Source organism: Flagellimonas sp. CMM7 (assembly GCF_021390195.1).
GTDB lineage: Bacteria > Bacteroidota > Bacteroidia > Flavobacteriales > Flavobacteriaceae > Flagellimonas.
The window spans coordinates 941,797-963,871 of record NZ_CP090003.1 but is presented as its reverse complement, the minus strand read 5'-3'; the positions used below and the strand labels follow the sequence as shown (position 1 = coordinate 963,871).

The window sequence follows — 22,075 nt, the reverse complement described above, 5'->3', positions numbered from 1 at the left end:
GGATAATAAAAAACCACGCTTAATGCGTGGTTTTTTATTGCTTTTATTGAAGTCTAAAAGTAATAGGTATGGAAAAAGGCACTTTAACTGGGTTTCCTCTTTGTTTTCCTGGTGTCATTTTAGGCAATTTCGAGATAATCCTTGCAGCTTCTGTTTCTAGAACTTTATGAGGTCCTCGCATTTTTAATTCAGCAATACTTCCATCTTTTTGAATTGTGAATTGTAAATGAACTCTCCCTTCTAAGTTCATGTCGATTGCATTTTCAGGATATTTAAAATTTCTTCTAATGTGCTTTTGCATCATTTCCTGAAAACAAGCTCTTTTGTCGCTCTCGTTTTCACAACCTGGAAAAACAGGTACATTTTCAATGACAGCGAAAGGTATTACTTCATCAATAGGATCTTTAATCACAGCTATATCTTCAATATTTGCAATCTCAGTATCCTGATCAGGTTCGTTGGATTCTATTACGGTTTCTTCCAAATCTTCTTCATCGTCAATAATTTCAATAACTGGTGGTGTCTGAATTTTTGGTGGAGGAAGTTTAAGTTCTTGGAAGGTGATGGGTGGTTCTTCAACAAGTTCATCAATTTTATTGAGTTCCGCTACATCCCAATCAGTTTTTGGGTAATACGTTTTCCATTCCAAGGCAACATATGCTAATAATAACACTGTGGCCATTCCAATGGAGAAATAGAGCACGCTGTTTCTTTTCAGTTCTAAATCTTGATTTTTTTTAAGTTCCATAATCTTCAAATTTTTGCCTTTCAAAATGAAAGGTGTAGTTAATACTGTTGAGTGTTTAAACCCAAACTAAACTACTTTGAAAACCATCCGAAGAAAAGTCATAATGAGTGAATGACCTTTTTGATCGAGGGAGAATTTATTTTTTTATCTGGAAGAGGTTTGTATCAAAACAACCCATGAATTTCAGCATCAATTTTATTGATTACAGTACCCAAATCTTCAGGTTCATCAACGAAATTGATGTTGTCCACATCGATAATAAGAAGTTTGCCTTTTTCATAGGTGTTTACCCAAGCCTCGTAGCGTTCATTCAATCTACTTAAATAATCTATGGAGATACTGTTTTCATAATCCCGCCCGCGTTTGTGGATTTGATTTACCAAATTAGGAATGGAGCTGCGTAAATAGATGAGAAGATCAGGCGGTTGAACCAACGTTTCCATTAAGTCAAAAAGACTGGAGTAATTTTCAAAATCGCGATTGGTCATTAACCCCATTGCATGAAGATTGGGTGCAAAAATATGGGCATCTTCATAAATGGTTCGGTCTTGAATAACTTTTTTGCCCCCTTCACGAATTTTTAAAATCTGACGGTAACGACTGTTTAAAAAGTATATCTGAAGGTTAAAACTCCAACGCTCCATTTGCGTATAGAAATCATCCAAATATGGATTGTCCACTACATCTTCAAAATGGGCTTCCCATTTATAATGCTTTGCTAATAAATTAGTTAATGTAGTTTTTCCTGCTCCAATGTTTCCGGCTACCGCAATGTGCATGGGCTTGTTGTTGAATGGTTATTAGACTGTTATGTTTAATTGAAAGGGATACAATATACAACGAATCTTGCTCAAGGTAAAACCTACCTTGCACCTTTTATTAACCTTTCGACAAAATCACCCTTATCAATGTTTTAAAGCATAGCAACTGCAACCAGGAATGCTAAAACTTTGGGTTTGTTCATGCCAAGGAAATGCTTGGTTGTACTTATTGTTTTCCCAATAGAATTTACCACGTTCTTTTGCTTCGTTTCCAATTTCGTTCATGGTGTCCGTATCATATAATCGTCCATTGATTATGGTGTAGCGGACCGAATTGGTGTTTTCAATATTTTCCAAAGGATTTTCATCTAAAACAATCAAGTCTGCAAGTTTACCAACTTTTAAAGAGCCTATTTCATCACCCATTCCAATATATTCTGCACCGTTTATAGTGGCAGCTTTTAAGGCTTCCATGTTGGACATACCACCAGCTTTTAACATCCAAAGTTCCCAATGTGCCCCAAGGCCTTGCAATTGCCCATGTGCGCCTAAATTTGTTTTTACACCAGCATTTGAAAGTTTGGTTACGGTTTCAGAAACTAAAATGTGGCCGTTTTTATATTCTTCCTGTGGAACTTTGGTTCTATGACGACTGCGTGAATCAATAATGTGTCTAGGAGTGTATTTCAATAGTTTTTCATTTTCCCAAACATTATCTCGTTCATAATAGAAATATTCGCCATTCATTCCACCATAATTTACAATAAGAGTAGGTGTATAACCACTATTGCTATTGCTCCATAACGTAACAATATCTTTATATACAGGCGCCACGGGAATGTTATGTTCTACTCCCGTATGACCATCCATAATCATGGTCATGTTGGTGAAAAATGTAGAACCGCCCTCAGGAACAACATTTACTCCTAGCTCTTTGGCTGCTTGCATAACCTGTTGTCTCTGTTCTCTGCGTGGTTGGTTATAACTTTTAACGGAGGTGGCCCCAAATGCTTTTGTTCTTCTAATCGCAGAACGAGCATCTTCCAAGTTATTGATAACCGCTTTAAAATCACCATCCGCACCGTAGAGGATAAAGCCAGTGGAATAAATACGAGGGCCCACCATCTCTCCGCTTTTTACAAGTTCAGACAACCCAAAGACGGTTTCGCTATTTGCGGATGGATCATGGGCAGTCGTCACGCCATAGGCAAGATTGGCATATAATTGCCAATGTTTTTTGGTATTCAGGCCAGCTCTAAAAGCACCAATATGGGCATGGGCATCCACAATGCCGGGCATAATGGTTTTCCCATTCACATCTAATACCGTTGCGTTGGCAGGTACAGAAATTTCTGATGAGGCACCGATTGCTTCAATTTTGTTATTCTTAATTATGATAGTTGCATTTTCTAAAACCTCATCATTTTCCATGGTGATAATCCTGGCATTGGTAAAAGCAATGCTGCCTTTGGGTCTATCAGTTTTGGCAATTAAACCAACATCAATCCCTTTCTCGGTCATTGGTGGAATACTGTCCGGAGAATTTTGAAGAAAAGTAAAGCGTTGATTTATATCATTTAAAAATATTGACTACCTAAGGTCCAATGCAACTTTTTACTGTTGTTGGACCAGTGCAAATTATAGCCTGCATCTTTGGTTACCTGTGTTATTGGAAAAGCCTTGCTTTTTGGGTCAAATTCAATGGTTTGACCTGTGATTGTCATTGGCGCAACATATGCTTTGTGCAGATTGGAGAATAGTAGCCATTTATTATCTGGCGACGGTACAATATGATTGGCATATTTAGATTTAAAGTGAACCCGTTCATCCTTGCCATTAAGATTCACACTTTTTAATTCTTTTGTAAGTGCACCAAAGAATTGTCCCCCTGTCTGAAAGAAAATACGTTGGTCGTTCTTCCCGAAAGTTGGGGTTAAACCATTGTCGGTTAGTTTCTTTGTATTATCTCCATTGGCAGACATTACATAAATTCCAGGTTCTTTGGTGAAAGTGCGGCCTTGGTCATTATTGCCACTTTGCTTGCCATAAACGAGATGTTTTCCATTGTTAGAAAAGGAAGGAAAACGATATATACCTTTTGATGAAGTCATTTTTGTGGATGAACCGCCATTTGAGGCTATTTTATGAATAGCACCTAGTTGTTCATCATCCCAAGAAACATAAACAATTTCCTTTCCATTGGGCGAAAATGAAGGTTCAAATTCAAGGGCATCACTATTGGTCAAACGTTTGGGTTTGCCATTAGGTAATGTCTTGGTCCATAAGTGTCCAAGAGCACTAAATACGATCCTCTTTCCATCTGGTGAAGTCTTTACATGACGAATAACCTTAGCTGTAAACTCTTCTGAATCTACTTGATGTTTAGCACGATGGGTTTCCGCTATTTTTAGTGTCGTATTTACTTTGAAAGGGATAGGGTCTACTTTTAAGGTTTCAATATTCACTTTTTGAATTTTTCCACCTGCCCAAAAGACAATTTCCTTGTTATTGGGTGTCCAACTAAAATTTGGATAGGTGCCAAACAGGGCCCAGGCTTCCATTTGATCTTTGTTCAACGCATCATATATGGGCCATTCTTCCCCTGTTTCTAAATCATGAATGAACAAAACAGTTTTGGTGCGGACACGCTTAACAAAAGCTAGTTTTCTGTTATCTGGCGATACGGTTGGTCTAGATGCACTGCCTGGTCCACCAGTTATAGTAATGGTTTTTCCAGTTTCAAAATCATATCGTTTAACAACATAAATCTGTGAGTTTGGGTTTTTGTTATATTGAAAAAAACCTCCAGAATACATGTCTTCACAATAATAGAGGTATTTTCCATCACTGGAAATGGAAGGCTCATTTACATCTTGCTGGTCATTTTTCCTCTTGGTCAGTTGCAAGCCAGACCCACCGGTAATATGATATTGCCATAATTCTCCCGCCCCCAATGAACGTTGGGAAGTAAAATGCTTTCTAGCGATGATGTGATTCCTATCTGCAGTCCAAACAGCATTGTTCAGTAACCTGAATTTCTCCTTGGTAATTTGCTTTGCATTCGTTCCATCAGTGTCCATAATCCAAATATTATCACCACCGCCAGCATCAGAAGTGAAGGATATTTTTTTTCCATCTGGACTAAAACGTGGTTGCACCTCAAACGGTAGTCCAGAACGCAGCACTTTTGGAGTTCCACCAGTTATCGGCATAACATAAATGTCTCCTAACATATCAAATGTAATTTGACTACCATCTGGGCTAACGTCAAGATTCATCCATGTTCCTTCATCAGTTTCCAAGGTAATATCATTGATTTTCCAATCGGTATATGGATTAGAAACATCCCATTTTTTGTCATCTTTTTTTTCTTGGCCAAAAGAGCAGAATGTAAATAGGACAAGGAGGGTGGAGAGTACTATTTTGTTTTTCATTTTTGATGTGTGTTAGTCATTGAACAAAATACGCATAAAAGGGATATTTTCTTGAAATGAAACTTTAAAATTTTATTGGGTTTTAAAGACCAAAACATTTTTATATTTTTGGCCTCAATTATTGAGGAAAGATTTGACCGATTGCAACCTCCATAAAAAATGCTAAAAAGTGGTGTAAACTTCTTTGGGCTTTGCCGTCAAATCTCCTCCAACAAATTTTATATATATGCCATATCTGTTTACATCAGAATCTGTTAGTGAAGGACACCCAGATAAAATAGCGGATCAAATTAGTGATGCACTTTTGGATAATTTTTTGGCTTTTGACCCTGAAAGCAAAGTAGCCTGCGAAACTTTGGTCACCACTGGTCAAGTAGTATTGGCCGGGGAGGTTAAAAGCCACACGTATTTAGATGTTCAAAATATTGCCCGTGGGGTTATCAATAACATTGGATATACCAAAGGAGAATATCAATTTAGTGGAGATTCTTGTGGAGTGATTTCTTTAATTCATGAGCAGTCACAAGACATAAATCAAGGGGTTGATAGAGGGAAAAAGGAAGAACAAGGCGCTGGAGATCAAGGGATGATGTTCGGTTATGCGACCAAGGAGACTGAAAATTACATGCCTTTGGCATTAGATATATCTCATAAGATTCTTCAAGTATTGGCAGAACTTAGAAGAGAGGGCACTCAAATAAGTTATTTAAGACCAGATGCAAAAGCACAGGTAACTATTGAGTATTCTGATGATAACGTGCCCCAGCGTATAGATACGATTGTGGTTTCCACGCAACATGATGATTTCGATTCGGATGATCAAATGCTATCAAGAATCAAAGAAGATATTATCTCTGTTCTTATTCCAAAGGTTGTGGATAAACTCCCGAAAAGCATTCAAGCTCTTTTTGATGACCAAATCAACTATCACATAAACCCAACTGGAAAATTTGTGATTGGTGGACCACATGGAGATACAGGTCTTACCGGGCGTAAAATAATTGTGGATACTTATGGGGGGAAAGGAGCCCATGGAGGTGGTGCTTTTAGTGGAAAAGACCCGAGTAAAGTGGATAGGAGTGCAGCGTATGCTGCAAGGCATGTGGCAAAGAATTTAGTTGCTGCTGGTGTAGCTGATGAAATTCTAGTGCAGGTGAGTTACGCAATAGGAGTGGTAGAGCCCACCTCAATTTTTGTGGACACTTATGGTACATCCAATATTGGTTTGTCAGATGGTGAAATAGCTGAAAAAGCTTCGGAGTTGTTTGATATGAGACCATTTGCAATAGAAGAACGTTTAAAACTTAGAAATCCTATCTATCTAGAGACAGCCGCTTATGGCCACATGGGAAAACAACCCCAAACCCTTACTAAAGTTTTTGAATCGCCATATAATGGAAAGATTGAAAAGGACGTGGAGTTGTTTACGTGGGAGAAACTGGATATGGTCGAAGCGGTAAAAACCGCATTTGGTTTATAAATTAGATTTTGTTTCAAAATTAAAAGGGAGCCATTGTTTGGTTCCCTTTTTTTATTGGCATACTCGTATGAACTTTAGTAGTTTTATGAAATAAAATTCTTCTTTATGAAAAGTACCGTTCAATTTACATTTTTAAGTATTTGTCTTCTGTTAGCAGTTGTTAGTTGTAAAAAAACCGTTAAACAAGATGCTGTTGAACAAGAGGATACATATGTGGCTGATAATTATACGAAGCAGGAAGTTGATATTGAGATGCGTGATGGTGTTACTTTACATACTACTATATATTCTCCAAAGGATGTCTCTAAAGAATACCCCATATTGATGCAACGAACTCCTTACAGCTCAAGACCATACGGTGAAGGGAATTTTAGAAAACAAATTGGGCCCAACATTCACTTAATGAAAGAAGGAAATATTATTGTGTATCAAGATGTGCGAGGTAGGTGGTTGAGCGAAGGGCATTACGAAAATATGCGTGCCTATATTCCAAATAAAACTTCCAATGAGCAAGTAGATGAAAGCACGGATACCTATGATACCATTGAGTGGTTGATAAATAATGCTGAAAACAACAATGGTAAGGTGGGTGTTTGGGGAATTTCTTACCCTGGCTACTACGCAACCTATGCCACTATTGATGCACATCCTGCGTTGAAGGCATCTTCTCCCCAAGCGTGTATTGGCGATTTCTTTTTTGATGATTTTCACCATAACGGGGCATATCTATTGAGCTATTTTAGAGTAACATCACTTTTTGGTACGCCACGGCCAAATAATGACCAGCCCATTGACACCGCTTGGTATTCTTTTCCAGACATACAAACAGAGGATCAATATCAATTCTTTTTGGATGCTGGCCCTTTAAAAAACCTCAACTCATTTTTTGAGTACGAAACTGTTGATACACCTACTATGCGACCAGAAGGAGTAACAGACGATTATTTTTGGAATGAACTAAAAGAGCACCCCAATTACGATGAGCTATGGCAGAGTCGTGGGTTGATTCAACATTTGGATAAATCCAAATCACACGTGGCTACAATGATTGTTGGAGGCTGGTTTGATGCAGAAGATTTATATGGTCCTTTAGAAACTTATAAGAATATTGAAAAACATACTGATGGGTACAACACTATGGTCTTTGGTCCTTGGGACCATGGGCGCTGGGCAAGACGTAATGGAAGAAGTTTGGTTGGCAACTACTATTTTGGTGATTCCATATCAGAATTTTACCAAGAAAAGATTGAAACGAAATTCTTTAATCATTTTCTAAAAGGAGAAGGGGACAAAAATAGTGGACTTCCTGAAGCCTATGTTTTTGATTCAGGACGCAAAGAATGGAAAGAATATGATTCTTGGCCACCAAAAGGCATTGAAAAGCAAACTATGTTTCTTTCAGAAAATCAGGAGTTAACCAGTGAGCAAAACGACGTTTCGGGAATCAAGTTTATAAGTGATGTCAAAAAACCGGTTCCCTATTCCGAAGATATTAAATCCGTACTTACACCAAGAAAATATATGACAGATGATCAGCGTTTTGCTGCCCGTCGCTCAGATGTTCTTGTTTTTGAAACCGATATGATGGAAGAAGATTTAACCTTGGCAGGCGATATTTTGGCAAAGCTAAAAGTAGCTACTACTGGGACTGCTTCAGATTGGATTGTAAAGATTATCGATGTACATCCTGCAAATACAGAAACCAATGAAGAAATGCAGGATCATCTTAAAATGAGCAATTACCATTTAATGATTCGAAGTGAGGTGCTGCGCGGACGATTTAGAAACAGTTTTTCAAACCCGGAGCCATTCACTCCAAATAAAAAGACCGATGTCACCATTAAATTGCAAGATGTTTTTCATACCATTAAGAAAGGCCACAAGCTTCAGATACAGGTACAAAGCACTTGGTTTCCATTAATAGATTTAAATCCGCAAACCTACGTTGAAAATATATTCAAAGCGGATGCAGAAGATTTTAAAACACAGACCCATACGGTCTTTACGGACTCCAATATTGAGTTTTCAATTTTAAAATGAAAATAGCTTCAGCCAAGAAAATTAAGCAACCATGGCCCACTAAAGCGGTTATGGAACAAATTTATGAGGCTAAGCTTTGGGGAGGCAATGGTTCTGATTTTTATTCAGGGAATGGATCGCATCTTCCTGAATTGGTCAACCCGTATGTCGATGTCTTGCAATCGTTTTTAAAATCTTTTGAAAATCCATTAACAGTTTGTGATTTAGGTTGTGGAGATTTCAATATTGGCGCAGCATTGGCTGGAGACGCCAAAAAATACATTGCGGTGGATATTGTTGAACATCTGATCAACTTTAACACGAAGAAATTCCAAAGTCCAAATTTGGAATTCCGTTGTTTGGATATAGCGAAGGATAAATTACCAGCAGCGGATTGTGCCATTTTAAGGCAAGTGCTGCAACATTTATCGAATTCGGAAATCAGAAATATTGTGGACAAACTCTATAACTTTAAATATGTGATTTTAACGGAGCATTTGCCTCAAGGTGATTTCTCTCCCAATACCGATATCATTTCGGGTCAGGGAATTCGATTGAAAAAACAAAGTGGCGTGGATATATGTAAAGCCCCATTCCATTTAAATGCAAAGGAAGCAAAACAGCTGTTGTCCCTTAAATCACCAGATCATAATGGAAGATTGGTAACAACCTTGTTTAAAATGTTTTGAGTATGAGAAATCTATCGGTCATATCCTTGGAAAATCAGTGGAATTCGCAAAATTTCTAAAAATCATTAGGATATTAGAAGATTCTGCCTTTATATTTGTCCTCATAAGTTCAAACACGTATTGAATAGTTATCAAGAAAGGTGGAGGGATTAGACCCTATGAAGCCTTAGCAACCCTTTGTTCCATATAAAGAAGGTGCTAAATTCTATCCACAGATGTGGAATAGATAACGAAAAACAAATAGCGAAAGCTGTTTTTTCTCTTTCTTATAACTTTTTGATTTATCCTATCATCCTATGGATTGAGTAGGGTTTGGCTTTTTATTTTATCGATTCTAATAATTTAAAAAACTAAAATCATGAGTGATCAAAAATTTTCAACCAATGCCTTGCATGCAGGACATGACACCACGCAAACCGGTGGCACCAGGGCAGTACCTATTTACCAAACAACATCTTATGTGTTTAACGACACGGAACATGCTGCCAATCTATTTTCATTGGCGGAACTTGGGTTTATTTATACACGTTTAAATAACCCTACCAATCAAATACTTCAAGAAAGGCTTGCTGCTATAGAAGGTGGAGTGGGAGCTGTAGTTTTTGCTTCTGGTACAGCCGCCATTTCCACGGGATTGTTGACGTTGTTAAAGGCTGGTGATCATATCGTGGCTTCCAGCAGTTTATATGGAGGTACATTTAATTTGCTAAACGTAACCTTACCTCGATTGGGTATTACTACCACGTTTGTAGATGCCTCTGATCCTTCTACTTTCAAAGATGCAGTGCAAGAAAATACCAGAGCGTTTTTCGTTGAATCCTTGGGCAATCCAAAATTGGATGTGTTGGATTTAAAAGCGATTTCTAAGGAGGCGAAAGCTGCTAAAGTGCCATTTATTGTTGATAACACCGTGGCAACTCCAGGACTATTAAATCCTATTGAACATGGTGCAAATCTTGTGATTCATTCATTGACCAAGTATATTGGAGGACAAGGTAACTCTTTGGGTGGTGCCATTATAGATGCCGGAACCTTTGATTGGGCCAATGGTAATTTTCCTGAATTTACAGAACCATCTGCCGGGTACCATGGTTTGGTTTATAGTGAGGCATTAGGCGCAGCTGCCTTTACGTTTAAATTGATTTTGGAAGGTTTGCGTGATTTTGGTGGCGCTTTAAGTCCCTTTAATGCTTTTCAAATTATTCAAGGCCTGGAAACTTTGCCTGTAAGAATCAAGCAGCATAGTGAAAATGCTTTGGCTTTGGCAGAATGGTTACAAGGTAGAGAAGAAGTAGCTTGGGTAAACTACCCAGGACTAAAAGGGAACAAATACTATGAGCTGGCAAAAGAATACTTGCCAAAAGGACAAAGTGGATTAGTGACCTTTGGGGTGAAAGGAGGTTTTGAAGCTGCAAAAAAGTTGACTGATGCAACCAAGATATTCTCCTTATTGGCAAATATTGGTGATACCAAATCTTTAATTATTCATCCAGCAAGTACAACGCATCAGCAATTGACAGAAGAACAACAATCCGATGCAGGGGTATCTCAAGACTTGATTAGATTATCAGTCGGGCTGGAAGATTTATCTGATTTAAAGGCTGATTTGGTGCAGGCTTTCACAGCTATAGGTTAATCCGTTTCAGCAAAGTAAATAATTAAGATTTCATGCTTCAGCACTTAAAAATTCAAAACTACAATACACTCAGTGAGGTTGTTCAAGACTTACAATTGTCTTATCAAGTATTTGGTAGGGAATTGCATACTGCACCCATTGTTTTGGTAAATCATGCGCTTACAGGGAATTCCAATGTTACGGGAGAAGAAGGGTGGTGGTCAGATTTAATTGGTAAGGATAAATGTATCAACACAGATACCTATACCATTTTGGCTTTCAATATTCCAGGAAATGGATATGACGGTTTTGTCATTGATAATTACAAGGATTTTGTTGCTGGTGATATTGCACGGATTTTTCTTTTGGGATTGAAGCAACTTAAAATTGAAAAGCTGTATGCAATTATTGGTGGTTCTTTGGGCGGTGGTGTAGCATGGGAAATGACTGTACTGAATCCAAAAATTACAGAGCATTTAATTCCTGTTGCTTCTGATTGGAAGTCTACAGATTGGTTGATAGCGAATTGCCAAATTCAGGAACAATTTTTAGTGAATTCCAAGCAACCTGTTCATGATGCTCGTATGCACGCTATGCTTTGTTATCGTACTCCGGAATCTTTTAAGGAACGCTTTAAAAGAAGCACCAATGAAGAACTCCAGGTTTTCAATGTGGAAAGTTGGTTGATGCATCATGGTGAAAAACTTCAGGGACGATTTCAACTTTCGGCATATAAACTAATGAATCAGTTGTTGAAGACCATTGATGTTACCAGAAATGGGGATAATGCTTTTGACTTGATTGAACAAAGTGACACAAAAATTCATATTGTTGGTGTTAACTCGGATTTGTTTTTTACTGCAGAAGAAAACAAGGAAACTTTTAGGCATTTGGCTCAGGCCAATGCAAACGTAACATATGGCGAGATACAATCTTTGCATGGGCATGATGCTTTTTTAATTGAATTTGAACAATTGGAAAAGCTTTTGGAACCAGTTTTTCAAAAAAACGGAAAAACAGATGGCATAAAAATCCTGAAGTTTGGAGGTAAATCCTTGGCCAATGGAGAAGGGATTGAAAATGTTCTGAATATCATTTCAAAAAAAGCAAAAGAAAGGGAGAATTTTGCGGTAGTACTTTCAGCTAGAGATAAAGCAACGGATCAATTGGAATCAATGCTTAAAAAAGCATCAAAAGGAAAGGATTTCAGTGAAGACTTAAATGTTTTTTCAAGCTATCAAAAAGGCAATACTTCTAAGATTGATATAAAAGAAGAACTTCAGCAAATAGAAAAGCTTTTAAAAGGGGTTTCACTTACTGGGGATTACAGCTTAAAAACTAAGGATGAACTATTATCCTATGGGGAATTGCTTTCAGGAAAAGTTGTAAGCTCGTTATTGGAGAAATCTGGAATCAAAGCACAGCTTATTGATTCCAGAGCATTGATTAAAACAGATGATACATTTAATAATGCTGAGGTTGACGAAGCAATTTCCAAAGAAAATGTAATTCGTTGTTTTAAAGAACTGGATTCAGACGTTGTACCCATTATCACAGGCTTTATAGCATCTAATAGAGAAGGGGAGACTACAACTTTAGGAAGAAATGGTAGTAATTATTCTGCGGCGCTGTTGGCCAATTTTTTAGATGCCGAAGAACTGGTAAACTATACCCATGTGGATGGTATTTTTACGGCCAATCCGGATTTAGTTAGCGATGCCAAGTTGATTGATGTTATTTCTTATGCTGAGGCTAACGAACTTGCAAATTTTGGAGCTAACATTCTACACGCTAAGACAATTATACCACTTATTGAGAAAAATATTCCCTTACGGATTCTTAATACATTCAATAGTGATAATGGAGGAACACTTGTAGGCCCTAAAACTGATAATGGGGGTATAAAATCCTTGTCTGTAATAGAGGATGTTGCGTTGGTTAATCTTGAGGGAAGAGGTCTTTTAGGTAAAGTAGGAATTGACGCCCGTATTTTTAAGGCCTTAGGACAAAACAATATAAATGTTGGGATAATCTCCCAAGGCTCTTCCGAAAGAGGTATTGGGTTAGTAGTAGAATCCAAAAAGGCCCAAAAGGCAAAAAGAGTATTGGATTTGGAATTTGAAACGGATTATAGCTCCTATGATATCAACCAGATTACTTTGATGGAGGATGTATCTGTAATTTCAATTGTAGGTATGGATTTAAGTACGTTTCATAAGCCGTTCAATGCCTTGGTGAAAAACCAAATAACCCCTTTACTTTTTAATAATACAGTTTCAGGAAAGAATGTGAGTTTGGTGGTCAAAAAAGCTGACTTGCATAAGGCAATAAATGTGGTTCATGGTCAAATCTTTGGAATTGCAAAAAAAATCAATCTGGCCATTTTTGGACATGGTAATGTTGGAGGGACCCTTATAGATCAGATTTTATACTCTGAAAAGAATATTGAAGAACGAAAAGGAATAGACCTTAGAGTATTTGCTGTCTCAAACTCAAAGAAAGTATTGCTCAATGCAAATGGGATAACAAAAGATTGGAAAAGAGATTTGGATACGGAAGGAAAACCCTATCAAATTGAGGACATCATATCTTTTGCGCAAGCGAATCATCTGGAAAATTTAATAGCTGTGGACAACACGGCAAATGAAGTTTTTGTATCCAACTACGAACTTTTCATTACAAATGGATTTGATTTGGTTTCATCAAACAAAATTGCCAATACTTTAGGTTTTGATTATTATAAATCAATTAGAAATCATCTTGAAAAAAATCAAAAGCAGTATCTCTATGAAACCAATGTTGGTGCTGGTTTGCCGCTTATAGATACTATAAAATTATTACATCTTTCAGGGGAGAATATCACCCGAATAAAGGGTGTTTTCTCGGGTTCTTTGAGCTATATATTCAATACTTTTTCAGAAAAAGAAGCAACATTTTCAACCATTGTAAAAGAAGCAATGAATAAAGGATATACCGAGCCAGACCCAAGAGAAGACCTTTCAGGTAATGATGTAGGTAGGAAATTATTGATTTTAGCACGTGAATTGGACCTTCAAAATGAGTTTACAGACATTGAAATAGACAACTTAATACCAAAAGATTTGCAGTCCGTCAGTTTTGAAGAGTTCATGGGCGCGATATCTGTAATGGATGAGAAATTCGATAAGATCAAACAAGATCAAAAGGATGGATTTGTATTGCGGTACATTGGAGATTTGCATGGAGACTTGCAACAGGATAAGGGAATACTAGAGGCAAAACTGGTTTCCGTTCCAAAAGAAAGCGCATTAGGGCAGGTTAAGGGCTCAGACTCTATTATTGAAATTTATACCGAATCATATGGGGAAAATCCTTTGGTGATTCAAGGGGCAGGAGCGGGTGCTGCTGTTACCGCAAGAGGAGTTTTTGGAGATATTTTAAGAATAGCAGAAAAAATATAATGAAGAAGGAGAGAAAATTTGAAACAGAGGCGATAAGAACACAGCTGGAGCGTACCCAATTTTTGGAGCATTCCACTCCAATGTACTTAACATCCAGTTTTGTGTTTGAGGATGCAGAGGATATGAGAGCTTCGTTTGCGGAGGAAAAAGAACATAATATCTATTCAAGATATTCCAATCCAAACTCTTCAGAGTTTATAGATAAGGTGTGTAAAATGGAAGGTGCGGAAAATGGTTTTGCTTTTGCTTCTGGGATGGCAGCGGTATTTTCCACATTTGCCGCTTTATTGCAGAGTGGAGATCATATTGTCTCTGCCAAAAGTATTTTTGGTTCAACACATACACTTTTCACTCAGTTTTTCCCCAAATGGAATATCGGCACAAGCTATTTTGATATCAACAATTTAGGGGCTGTTGAGGAACTAATTACTCCCAACACAAAAATTATATATGCTGAATCCCCTACAAATCCAGGTGTGGATGTCTTGGATTTGGAAGTTTTAGGAAACATTGCCAAAAAACATAACCTCATATTTATTATTGATAATTGTTTTGCATCACCCTATTTACAGCAACCCATAAAATTTGGAGCAGATTTGGTAATTCATTCTGGGACAAAGTTAATGGATGGTCAAGGAAGGGTTTTGGCCGGAATTACGGTTGGGAACAGTGAACTCATAGACAAGATTTATCGTTTTTCCCGTATTACTGGACCGTCACTCTCCCCATTTAATGCTTGGGTGTTATCCAAAAGTTTAGAAACTTTGGCACTTCGGGTTGATAGACATTGCTCCAATGCATTGCAATTAGCAACATACTTAGAAGGTCATAAAAAAATAGATTGGGTAAAATATCCATTTTTAAAATCCCACCCCAAATATGAAGTAGCTAAAAAACAGATGAAAGCTGGAGGTTGTGTGGTGGCTTTTGAAGTAAAAGGAGGCATAGAAGAGGGAAAAAAGTTCTTCGATGCAATTAAGTTATTGTCCCTTTCTGCCAATTTAGGGGATTCAAGAAGTATTGTGACGCACCCAGCATCAACCACCCACAGTAAATTGACTAAAGAAGAGCGGGAGTCAGTTGGAATTTCTGATGGTATGGTGCGGATTTCCGTTGGTTTGGAACATATTGATGATATTATTGCAGATATTGAGCAAGCACTGGACTAGAAGGTCAAAACGGTCTTTATATAGGGGAAGTCAATTGTTAATTTTCCCTATATTCGTAAGATGCTCTCCAAGAAGACAAAATATGGCTTAAAAGCCCTTACATATCTAGCCTCAGTTGATAGTAAGGAGCCTGTGCAAATTGCTGAAATAGCCAAACATGAGAACATTTCCCAAAAGTTTTTAGAGAGTATTTTGTTGACGCTAAGGCGAAATGGATTTCTAGGTTCCAAAAAAGGAAAGGGTGGGGGATATTATCTTATTAAAGAACCTAAAGATATTTTAATGACTTCCGTGATGAGGGTTTTGGAGGGACCAATTGCGATGGTACCTTGTGTAAGTCTTAATTTCTACGAAAAATGTGATGATTGCCCCGATGAAAACAAATGTTCAGTCAATAAACTAATGCTCCAAGTCAGGGACAGCGCGCTCGAAGTATACCGAAACAACACCTTGGCAGATTTGATTTCCTAGATTAATATTCCTCAATTTTTTTGAGTTCTGGTCGAAATATTTATAATAAATCATATGGCATTTGTTATAATCTACAAAAACCATAGGGTAAATGTAATTTTATTACCCTTTTAACGATTTACTTTGATAAATAATTCTATTTTTGATTATCCTATTAAATCTATAGGAATATAATTTTACAAATGATAGCAGATCAGTTAGTAATCAATAGTAGGGGAAATAAAAATACTTTTTCAAAGGACAAAACTTCTGAAAAACCCAAACGCAGTGTTGCAAAATCAGTTAGTTGGAGAATAATTGGGACCTTGGATACTATTCTTATTTCTTGGGTGGTAACCGGAACCTTATCATTGGCATTCTCAATTGGAATGGTTGAACTGGTTACAAAAATGGTGCTGTATTTTTTTCACGAAAGAATTTGGAACAGTATTAACTGGGGTAAATAAACAATTGAAAATATGGCATTCTTAAAAGAAGAAATAGAAAGTTTAAACCGTCAATTTAGAGGGATAGCTCCACAGGAGATTATTTCTTGGGCTTTAAACAATAGCAAGCGACCGGTGGTCACCACCAATTTTAGACCATACGAGGTTGCCATTCTTCATGCGGTCACCGACGTCTCTATAGAGATTCCCATTCTTTGGTGTGATACTGGGTACAATACCCCCAACACGTACAAACATGCCGAGGAGCTGATTTCCCGTTTAGGGTTGAATATCAAATTATATGTTCCAAAACAGACATCGGCACATCGCGATTCCATAATGGGAATTCCACAAATTGATGACCCTTTACATAGTGTGTTTACAGAACAAGTAAAACTGGAACCGTTTAGAAGAGCAATGGAGGAGCATAAGCCAGATGTATGGTTTACCAACCTCAGAAAAGGACAAACAGCACATAGAGATTCATTGGATGTGTTAAGTTTAAGTAATGATGGGGTGCTCAAAGTAAGTCCCTTTTATTATTGGAACGACACGCAATTGGATGCCTATTTGGAAGAGCATCAATTACCAAACGAACATAAATATTTTGATCCAACCAAGGTTTTGGAAAACCGTGAATGTGGATTACACACCTAAATCAATAAAGTTTTGGATACACTACTAGAAGAAATACAAAACCCCAATACACTTGGCTTGTTGAATAGACCAAATGCCAACGCATTGGAGCACGAAGCCATTTATATTATCCGCGAGGTAGCGGCGCAGTTTGAAAAACCAGTATTGCTGTTTTCAGGAGGAAAAGACTCTATAACCTTGGTACGTTTGGCACAAAAGGCATTTTGGCCAGCAAAAATTCCTTTTCCATTAATGCATATCGATACCGGGCATAACTTCCCAGAAACCATAGAGTTTAGAGATAAGTTGGTTGAGGAATTAGGAGTAGAATTGATTGTGCGAAATGTACAAGATTCAATAGATCAAGGCAAAGTAATTGAGGAAACGGGGAAGTATGCCAGTAGAAACATGTTACAAACGACCACTTTACTGGACGCCATTGAAGAATTCAAATTTGATGCCTGTATTGGTGGAGCAAGAAGAGACGAGGAAAAAGCAAGAGCAAAGGAGCGCATTTTTTCTGTTCGTGACGATTTTGGTCAGTGGGATGAAAAGAACCAACGCCCAGAGTTGTTCGATATGTTGAATGGCGAGATTGAAATAGGTCAGAACGTAAGAGTATTTCCTATCAGTAATTGGACGGAATTAGATGTGTGGAGTTATATCCAAAAAGAGAACATTGAAATACCATCCATCTATTTTGCACATCCAAGGAATATCTTTTTAAGAGATGGACTAATCTGGTCTGCGGAGGATGATGTGGTGTTTAGAGCAGACGACGAAAAGGTAGAGGAACGCATGGTAAGGTTCAGGACGGTGGGAGATATGTCTTGTACAGCAGCGGTAGAATCCTATGCAGACACCATTGAAAAGGTAGTTTCAGAAATTCGAGAATCTAAGATTTCCGAACGTGGCGCAAGAATTGACGACAAGCGTTCAGAAGCAGCAATGGAAAAACGTAAACAACAAGGATATTTCTAACAGCCATCAAAAAGAAAAAATGGAAGTTTTAAAAATAGCAACAGCAGGTAGTGTGGACGATGGTAAAAGTACCTTGATAGGAAGACTGCTTTATGATACCAAATCGTTGACAGATGATAAATTAGAGGCCATTGAAAAGACAAGTAAGCAAAAAGGATACGATTATCTTGATTTTTCCTTAGCTACAGATGGTTTGGTGGCAGAAAGAGAGCAAGGGATTACTATTGATGTAGCTCATATTTACTTTTCAACAGCATCAAAAAGTTACATTATTGCGGATACTCCCGGTCATGTGGAATATACCAGAAACATGGTAACAGGTGCCTCTACTTCCCAAGCGGCCATCATTTTAATAGATGCCAGAAAAGGGGTAATAGAGCAGACTAATAGACACTTTTTCATCAATAATCTTCTTCGGGTTAAAGAAGTGATTGTTGCTGTAAACAAAATGGATTTGGTAGACTTTTCACAAGAAAAATATAATGCTATCAAAGCTGATTTTGAGCAATTAATGGGTAAACGCGATTACGCAGACCAAAAAATCACATTTATTCCTGTTAGTGCTCTAAAAGGAGATAACGTAGTAAGTAAATCTCAGAATACACCTTGGTACCATGGTGAAACCATATTAGAGCATTTAGAAGGTTTGGATTTGGCCGCGGTATCAAATGTGGGCACTCCACGTTTTCCGGTGCAATATGTAGTTAGACCAAAAACAGAAGAGTTCCATGATTTTCGTGGATTCGCTGGAAAAGTATATGGTGGAGAGTTGAGTGTAGGGGATGATGTGGTGGTGTTACCATCTATGACCCGCAGTAAGATCAAGAACATATACTTTCATGATCAAGAATACCAAACAGCGCCAAGACGCTCATCGGTTACCATTACTTTGGAAGATGAGGTGAATGTTAGCAGAGGTGACATGTTGGTTAAAACTGGGGATTTGCCTACCATAGATAAGGAGCTAACAGCAACGATATCTTGGATGGACTCGGATAATTTGAGAACTGGAGGAAAATATGTAGTTCAGCATGGAGTAAACAAAGTATTGGCAAAAGTGGATGCCATTGAGCACAAGATACATCCAGATTACTCTGGTATTGAAGAAAATGTATCGACTTTGCAAATGAACGATATTGCCAAAGTCCGTTTAAAATTGAATAGACCAATTTTCTATGATCGTTTCAAGGATCATCGTACCAATGGTTCCTTTATCATTTTAGATAGCAGAACAAATAACACCGCCGGAGTAGGGTTTATAAACTAACAATTTGACCAAAAACACTCTTAGGGATTAAATAAACACATTTTAAAACCTATTAAACAGATAGGAAAAATAGAAATATATGCAAAGCTTTAGAACAGAAATCGAAAATCCAGTAGTAGCGAAAGATATTATTGAATTGGAGAATAAGATTCGTCAGTTTAAAGGAGGTAAAATAGATGAGGAGAAATTTCGAAGCCTTCGTTTGGCCAGAGGAGTTTACGGACAGCGCCAAGAAGGGGTTCAGATGATACGTATTAAGTTGCCCTATGGTAAAGTAACATCCAACCAATTACTTCGTATTTGTGATGTTTCTGATGAATATTCTAGAGGAAGACTCCATATTACTACGCGCCAAGACATTCAGATTCACTATGTGGATTTGGATCGGACTCCAGAACTCTGGGCGCAATTGGAAAAAGACGATGTTACCCTGCGTGAAGCTTGCGGAAATACAGTGCGTAATGTAACCGCCAGTGAAACGGCCGGTATAGATGTAAACGAACCTTTTGATGTTTCTCCCTATGCACATGGCGTTTTTCAATATTTCCTTAGAAACCCTATTGGGCAGGAAATGGGAAGAAAGTTTAAAGTTTCCTTTTCAGCAAGTGATTCAGACACTGGACTTTCCTATATGCATGATTTAGGATTTATTGCCAAAATCCAAAATGGAGAAAGAGGCTTTAAAGTAATGTTGGCAGGAGGTTTGGGGTCTCAACCCAGACATGCGGATGAATTGTATGATTTTCTGCCAACAGATAAAATAATTCCTTTGATGGAAGGCGTAATCCGCGTTTTTGATAGATATGGAGAACGAAAAAGTAGGGCAAAAGCTCGTATGAAGTTCTTGTTGAAAGACATTGGTTTGGATGGATTCAAAGCTTTGTTGGAAGAAGAACAATTGGCAATTCCGCACCAAACATACCCGATTGATTTTGAAAATTATCCAAAACCGCAAGTGGCAATTGCTGAGGTTCCTTTAGTAGAAATTGAAGACACTGATGCATTTGACCAATGGAAATCTACTAATGTGGTGCCTCAAAAACAAGAAGGTTTTGTTGCAATAGGTATTAAAGTTTTGTTGGGTGATTTCTACACTGACAAGGCCAGGAAATTAGCGAAACTGGTAAAATACTATGCAGCAGGAGAGTTGAGATTATCACTTAGACAAAATATTCTAATTCCATACGTAAAAGAAGAATTAGTCCCTTTTTTCTATGCAGAATTGGAAAAATTGGGGTTTGTAGAAGCAGGATACAATAAAGCATTGGATATCACAGCTTGCCCAGGAACCGATACCTGCAATTTAGGTATTGCCAGTAGTACAGGAATAGCTGAAGAATTGGAGCGCGTAATTAAAGCGGAATATCCACAATACATCAGCAACCCTGATGTGGTCATTAAAATTAGTGGTTGTATGAATGCCTGTGGACAACACAATATGGCAAATATTGGTTTCCAAGGAATGTCTATTCGTACCAAGGATAAATTAGTTGCACCAGCCTTACAGGTTTTATTGGGCGGAGGTAACTTCGGAGATGGAAAAGGAAGATTTGCAGATAAAGTGGTGAAAATTCCAAGTAAAAGAGGACCTCAAGCCTTAAGATTGATTTTAGACGATTTTAATGCAAACGGTAATGGAACTTCTTTTGCAGATTATTATGCAGAAAAAGGAGAGCATTACTTCTATGATTTTCTAAAGCCACTTTCAAATATAGAGAACCTTACCCAAGATGATTTCATTGATTGGGGGAATGCTGAAAAATATAAGAAAGAGATTGGCATTGGGGAATGCGCAGGAGTGATAGTCGATTTGGTAGCAACATTATTCTTTGAAAGCGAGGAGAAGATTCAAAATGCTGCAGATGCGTTAGCACAAGAAAAATGGGCCGCAAGCATTTACTATTCATATCAATCCATTGTAAACTCAGCCAAAGCGCTTTTAACTTCAGAAAAAGTAAAGACGAACAATCATGCCAGTATCATCAAGGATTTTGACAGATTGTATGTGGAGACCGGCAAGATAGATTTAGCCGTAAGTTTTGAAGATTTAGCACTTCAGTTGAACAAAAATAGACCATCTCAAGCGTTTGCTGAAAGCTTCCTTGAGGATGCAAAAGCAGTATTGGAGCAGTTGGAAGCATATAGAAAATTAGAATTGGCGCATGTATAGAGGAAAACTTACAGTAGTAGGAGCAGGTCCTGGAGATGTCGATTTAATTACCCTTAAGGGTGTGAAGGCATTGCAGGCTGCAGATGTAGTTTTATATGATGCCTTGGTAGATCCTCAGCTGTTGGATTATGCACCAAATGCAGAGCAAATCTTTGTAGGTAAACGAAAAGGCTGTTATGCCTATCAGCAAGATCAGATTAATGAACTTATAGTTAGTCGTGCTCATTTGAATAAGCATGTTGTGCGATTAAAAGGAGGAGATCCTTTTGTTTTTGGTCGAGGAGCTGAAGAAATGGAATATGCAGCTAAACAAGGTGTTGAAGTAGCTGTAGTTCCAGGAATTTCTTCCTCGGTATCCGTACCAGCATTTCAAAATATTCCTGTAACCAAAAGAGGAGCTACAGAGAGTTTTTGGGTAATCACAGGGACTACGAAGGAGCATAAACTATCCAAAGATGTTGCCTTGGCAGCAAAATCAAATGCCACGGTGGTGATTTTGATGGGAATGTCAAAGCTGACAGAAATAATGGAGCTCTTTAAGAATGAAGGGAAATCGAACGTTCCAGTTGCTATTATTCAAAATGGCACTACGGATAAAGAGAAAATAGGTATTGGTACTGTTGCTTCTATTGAGTACAAGGCAAGGGAGCAGCAGTTATCCAATCCTGCCATTATTATTATTGGCGAGGTGGTCAGTCATCGACAAAGAATACTGGAAGTCCAAAGAGAATACAATCAGAAAGAAATAGTGTTATTAGAAAAAGAATAAG

At 37.8% G+C, this 22,075-nt stretch carries 17 protein-coding genes and 1 riboswitch; of the genes, 13 read left to right on the top strand and 4 right to left on the bottom strand.

Translation table 11 applies throughout. The features are described from left to right. Positions 1 to 43: 43 nt before the first annotated feature. The 4 genes from LV704_RS04465 to LV704_RS20025 form a co-directional block, all read right to left on the bottom strand. Positions 44 to 748, bottom strand: coding sequence for an energy transducer TonB (locus tag LV704_RS04465; protein WP_163421542.1), 705 nt, complete (start codon positions 746 to 748; stop codon positions 44 to 46). Positions 749 to 912: 164 nt separating this feature from the next. Next, positions 913 to 1,527: a deoxynucleoside kinase gene (locus LV704_RS04460; protein ID WP_163421543.1), complete on the bottom strand. Its 615-nt coding sequence runs from the start codon at positions 1,525 to 1,527 to the stop codon at positions 913 to 915. 126 nt (positions 1,528 to 1,653) lie between these two features. Beyond that, a complete protein-coding gene (locus LV704_RS20030; RefSeq protein WP_317164629.1) occupies positions 1,654 to 3,030 on the bottom strand; it encodes an amidohydrolase family protein in 1,377 nt (458 codons plus the stop codon). A gap of 56 nt (positions 3,031 to 3,086) precedes the next feature. Beyond that, complete coding sequence (locus LV704_RS20025; protein ID WP_317164630.1) at positions 3,087 to 4,943, bottom strand: hypothetical protein; 1,857 nt, start codon at positions 4,941 to 4,943, stop codon at positions 3,087 to 3,089. 226 nt (positions 4,944 to 5,169) lie between these two features. Here LV704_RS20025 and metK point away from each other — a divergent pair, with 226 nt between their 5' ends. The 13 genes from metK (at position 5,170) to cobA (ending at position 22,074) form a co-directional block, all read left to right on the top strand. Further along, positions 5,170 to 6,423, top strand: a complete 1,254-nt coding sequence (metK, locus tag LV704_RS04450) for a methionine adenosyltransferase (protein ID WP_163421544.1) — start codon at positions 5,170 to 5,172, stop codon at positions 6,421 to 6,423. A gap of 105 nt (positions 6,424 to 6,528) precedes the next feature. Next, the gene (locus LV704_RS04445) at positions 6,529 to 8,463 is read left to right on the top strand and encodes a CocE/NonD family hydrolase (RefSeq protein ID WP_163421545.1); all 1,935 of its coding nucleotides are present in this window, start codon (positions 6,529 to 6,531) and stop codon (positions 8,461 to 8,463) included. Further along, complete coding sequence (locus LV704_RS04440; RefSeq protein ID WP_163421546.1) at positions 8,460 to 9,131, top strand: class I SAM-dependent methyltransferase; 672 nt, start codon at positions 8,460 to 8,462, stop codon at positions 9,129 to 9,131. Before LV704_RS04445 ends, LV704_RS04440 begins: the two co-directional genes overlap by 4 nt. 125 nt (positions 9,132 to 9,256) lie before the next feature. Next, positions 9,257 to 9,364, top strand: a riboswitch (SAM riboswitch). A gap of 125 nt (positions 9,365 to 9,489) precedes the next feature. After that, entirely contained in the window at positions 9,490 to 10,767 is a 1,278-nt protein-coding gene (locus LV704_RS04435) for an O-acetylhomoserine aminocarboxypropyltransferase/cysteine synthase family protein (protein ID WP_163421547.1), read from the top strand. A gap of 32 nt (positions 10,768 to 10,799) precedes the next feature. Further along, positions 10,800 to 14,186: a bifunctional aspartate kinase/homoserine dehydrogenase I gene (gene thrA, locus LV704_RS04430; RefSeq protein WP_163421548.1), complete on the top strand. Its 3,387-nt coding sequence runs from the start codon at positions 10,800 to 10,802 to the stop codon at positions 14,184 to 14,186. Beyond that, entirely contained in the window at positions 14,186 to 15,355 is a 1,170-nt protein-coding gene (locus LV704_RS04425) for a PLP-dependent aspartate aminotransferase family protein (RefSeq protein ID WP_163421549.1), read from the top strand. Before thrA ends, LV704_RS04425 begins: the two co-directional genes overlap by 1 nt. 60 nt (positions 15,356 to 15,415) lie before the next feature. Continuing rightward, positions 15,416 to 15,826 carry an Rrf2 family transcriptional regulator gene (locus LV704_RS04420; protein ID WP_163421550.1) on the top strand — a complete coding sequence of 137 codons (411 nt, stop codon included), beginning with the start codon at positions 15,416 to 15,418 and terminating at the stop codon, positions 15,824 to 15,826. A gap of 182 nt (positions 15,827 to 16,008) precedes the next feature. Continuing rightward, positions 16,009 to 16,272, top strand: coding sequence for a DUF2061 domain-containing protein (locus LV704_RS04415; RefSeq protein WP_163421551.1), 264 nt, complete (start codon positions 16,009 to 16,011; stop codon positions 16,270 to 16,272). Positions 16,273 to 16,284: 12 nt separating this feature from the next. Further along, positions 16,285 to 16,908, top strand: coding sequence for a phosphoadenosine phosphosulfate reductase family protein (locus tag LV704_RS04410; protein WP_163421552.1), 624 nt, complete (start codon positions 16,285 to 16,287; stop codon positions 16,906 to 16,908). A gap of 57 nt (positions 16,909 to 16,965) precedes the next feature. Beyond that, on the top strand, positions 16,966 to 17,868 hold the full coding sequence (cysD, locus tag LV704_RS04405; RefSeq protein WP_163421879.1) for a sulfate adenylyltransferase subunit CysD: 903 nt from the start codon (positions 16,966 to 16,968) through the stop codon (positions 17,866 to 17,868). A gap of 19 nt (positions 17,869 to 17,887) precedes the next feature. Continuing rightward, the gene (locus LV704_RS04400; protein WP_163421880.1) at positions 17,888 to 19,135 is read left to right on the top strand and encodes a sulfate adenylyltransferase subunit 1; all 1,248 of its coding nucleotides are present in this window, start codon (positions 17,888 to 17,890) and stop codon (positions 19,133 to 19,135) included. A 79-nt stretch (positions 19,136 to 19,214) separates the two neighbouring features. Continuing rightward, positions 19,215 to 21,305 carry a HEPN domain-containing protein gene (locus LV704_RS04395; protein WP_163421553.1) on the top strand — a complete coding sequence of 697 codons (2,091 nt, stop codon included), beginning with the start codon at positions 19,215 to 19,217 and terminating at the stop codon, positions 21,303 to 21,305. After that, a complete protein-coding gene (gene cobA, locus LV704_RS04390; protein WP_163421554.1) occupies positions 21,298 to 22,074 on the top strand; it encodes a uroporphyrinogen-III C-methyltransferase in 777 nt (258 codons plus the stop codon). Before LV704_RS04395 ends, cobA begins: the two co-directional genes overlap by 8 nt. The last annotated feature ends 1 nt before the right edge of the window (position 22,075 follow it).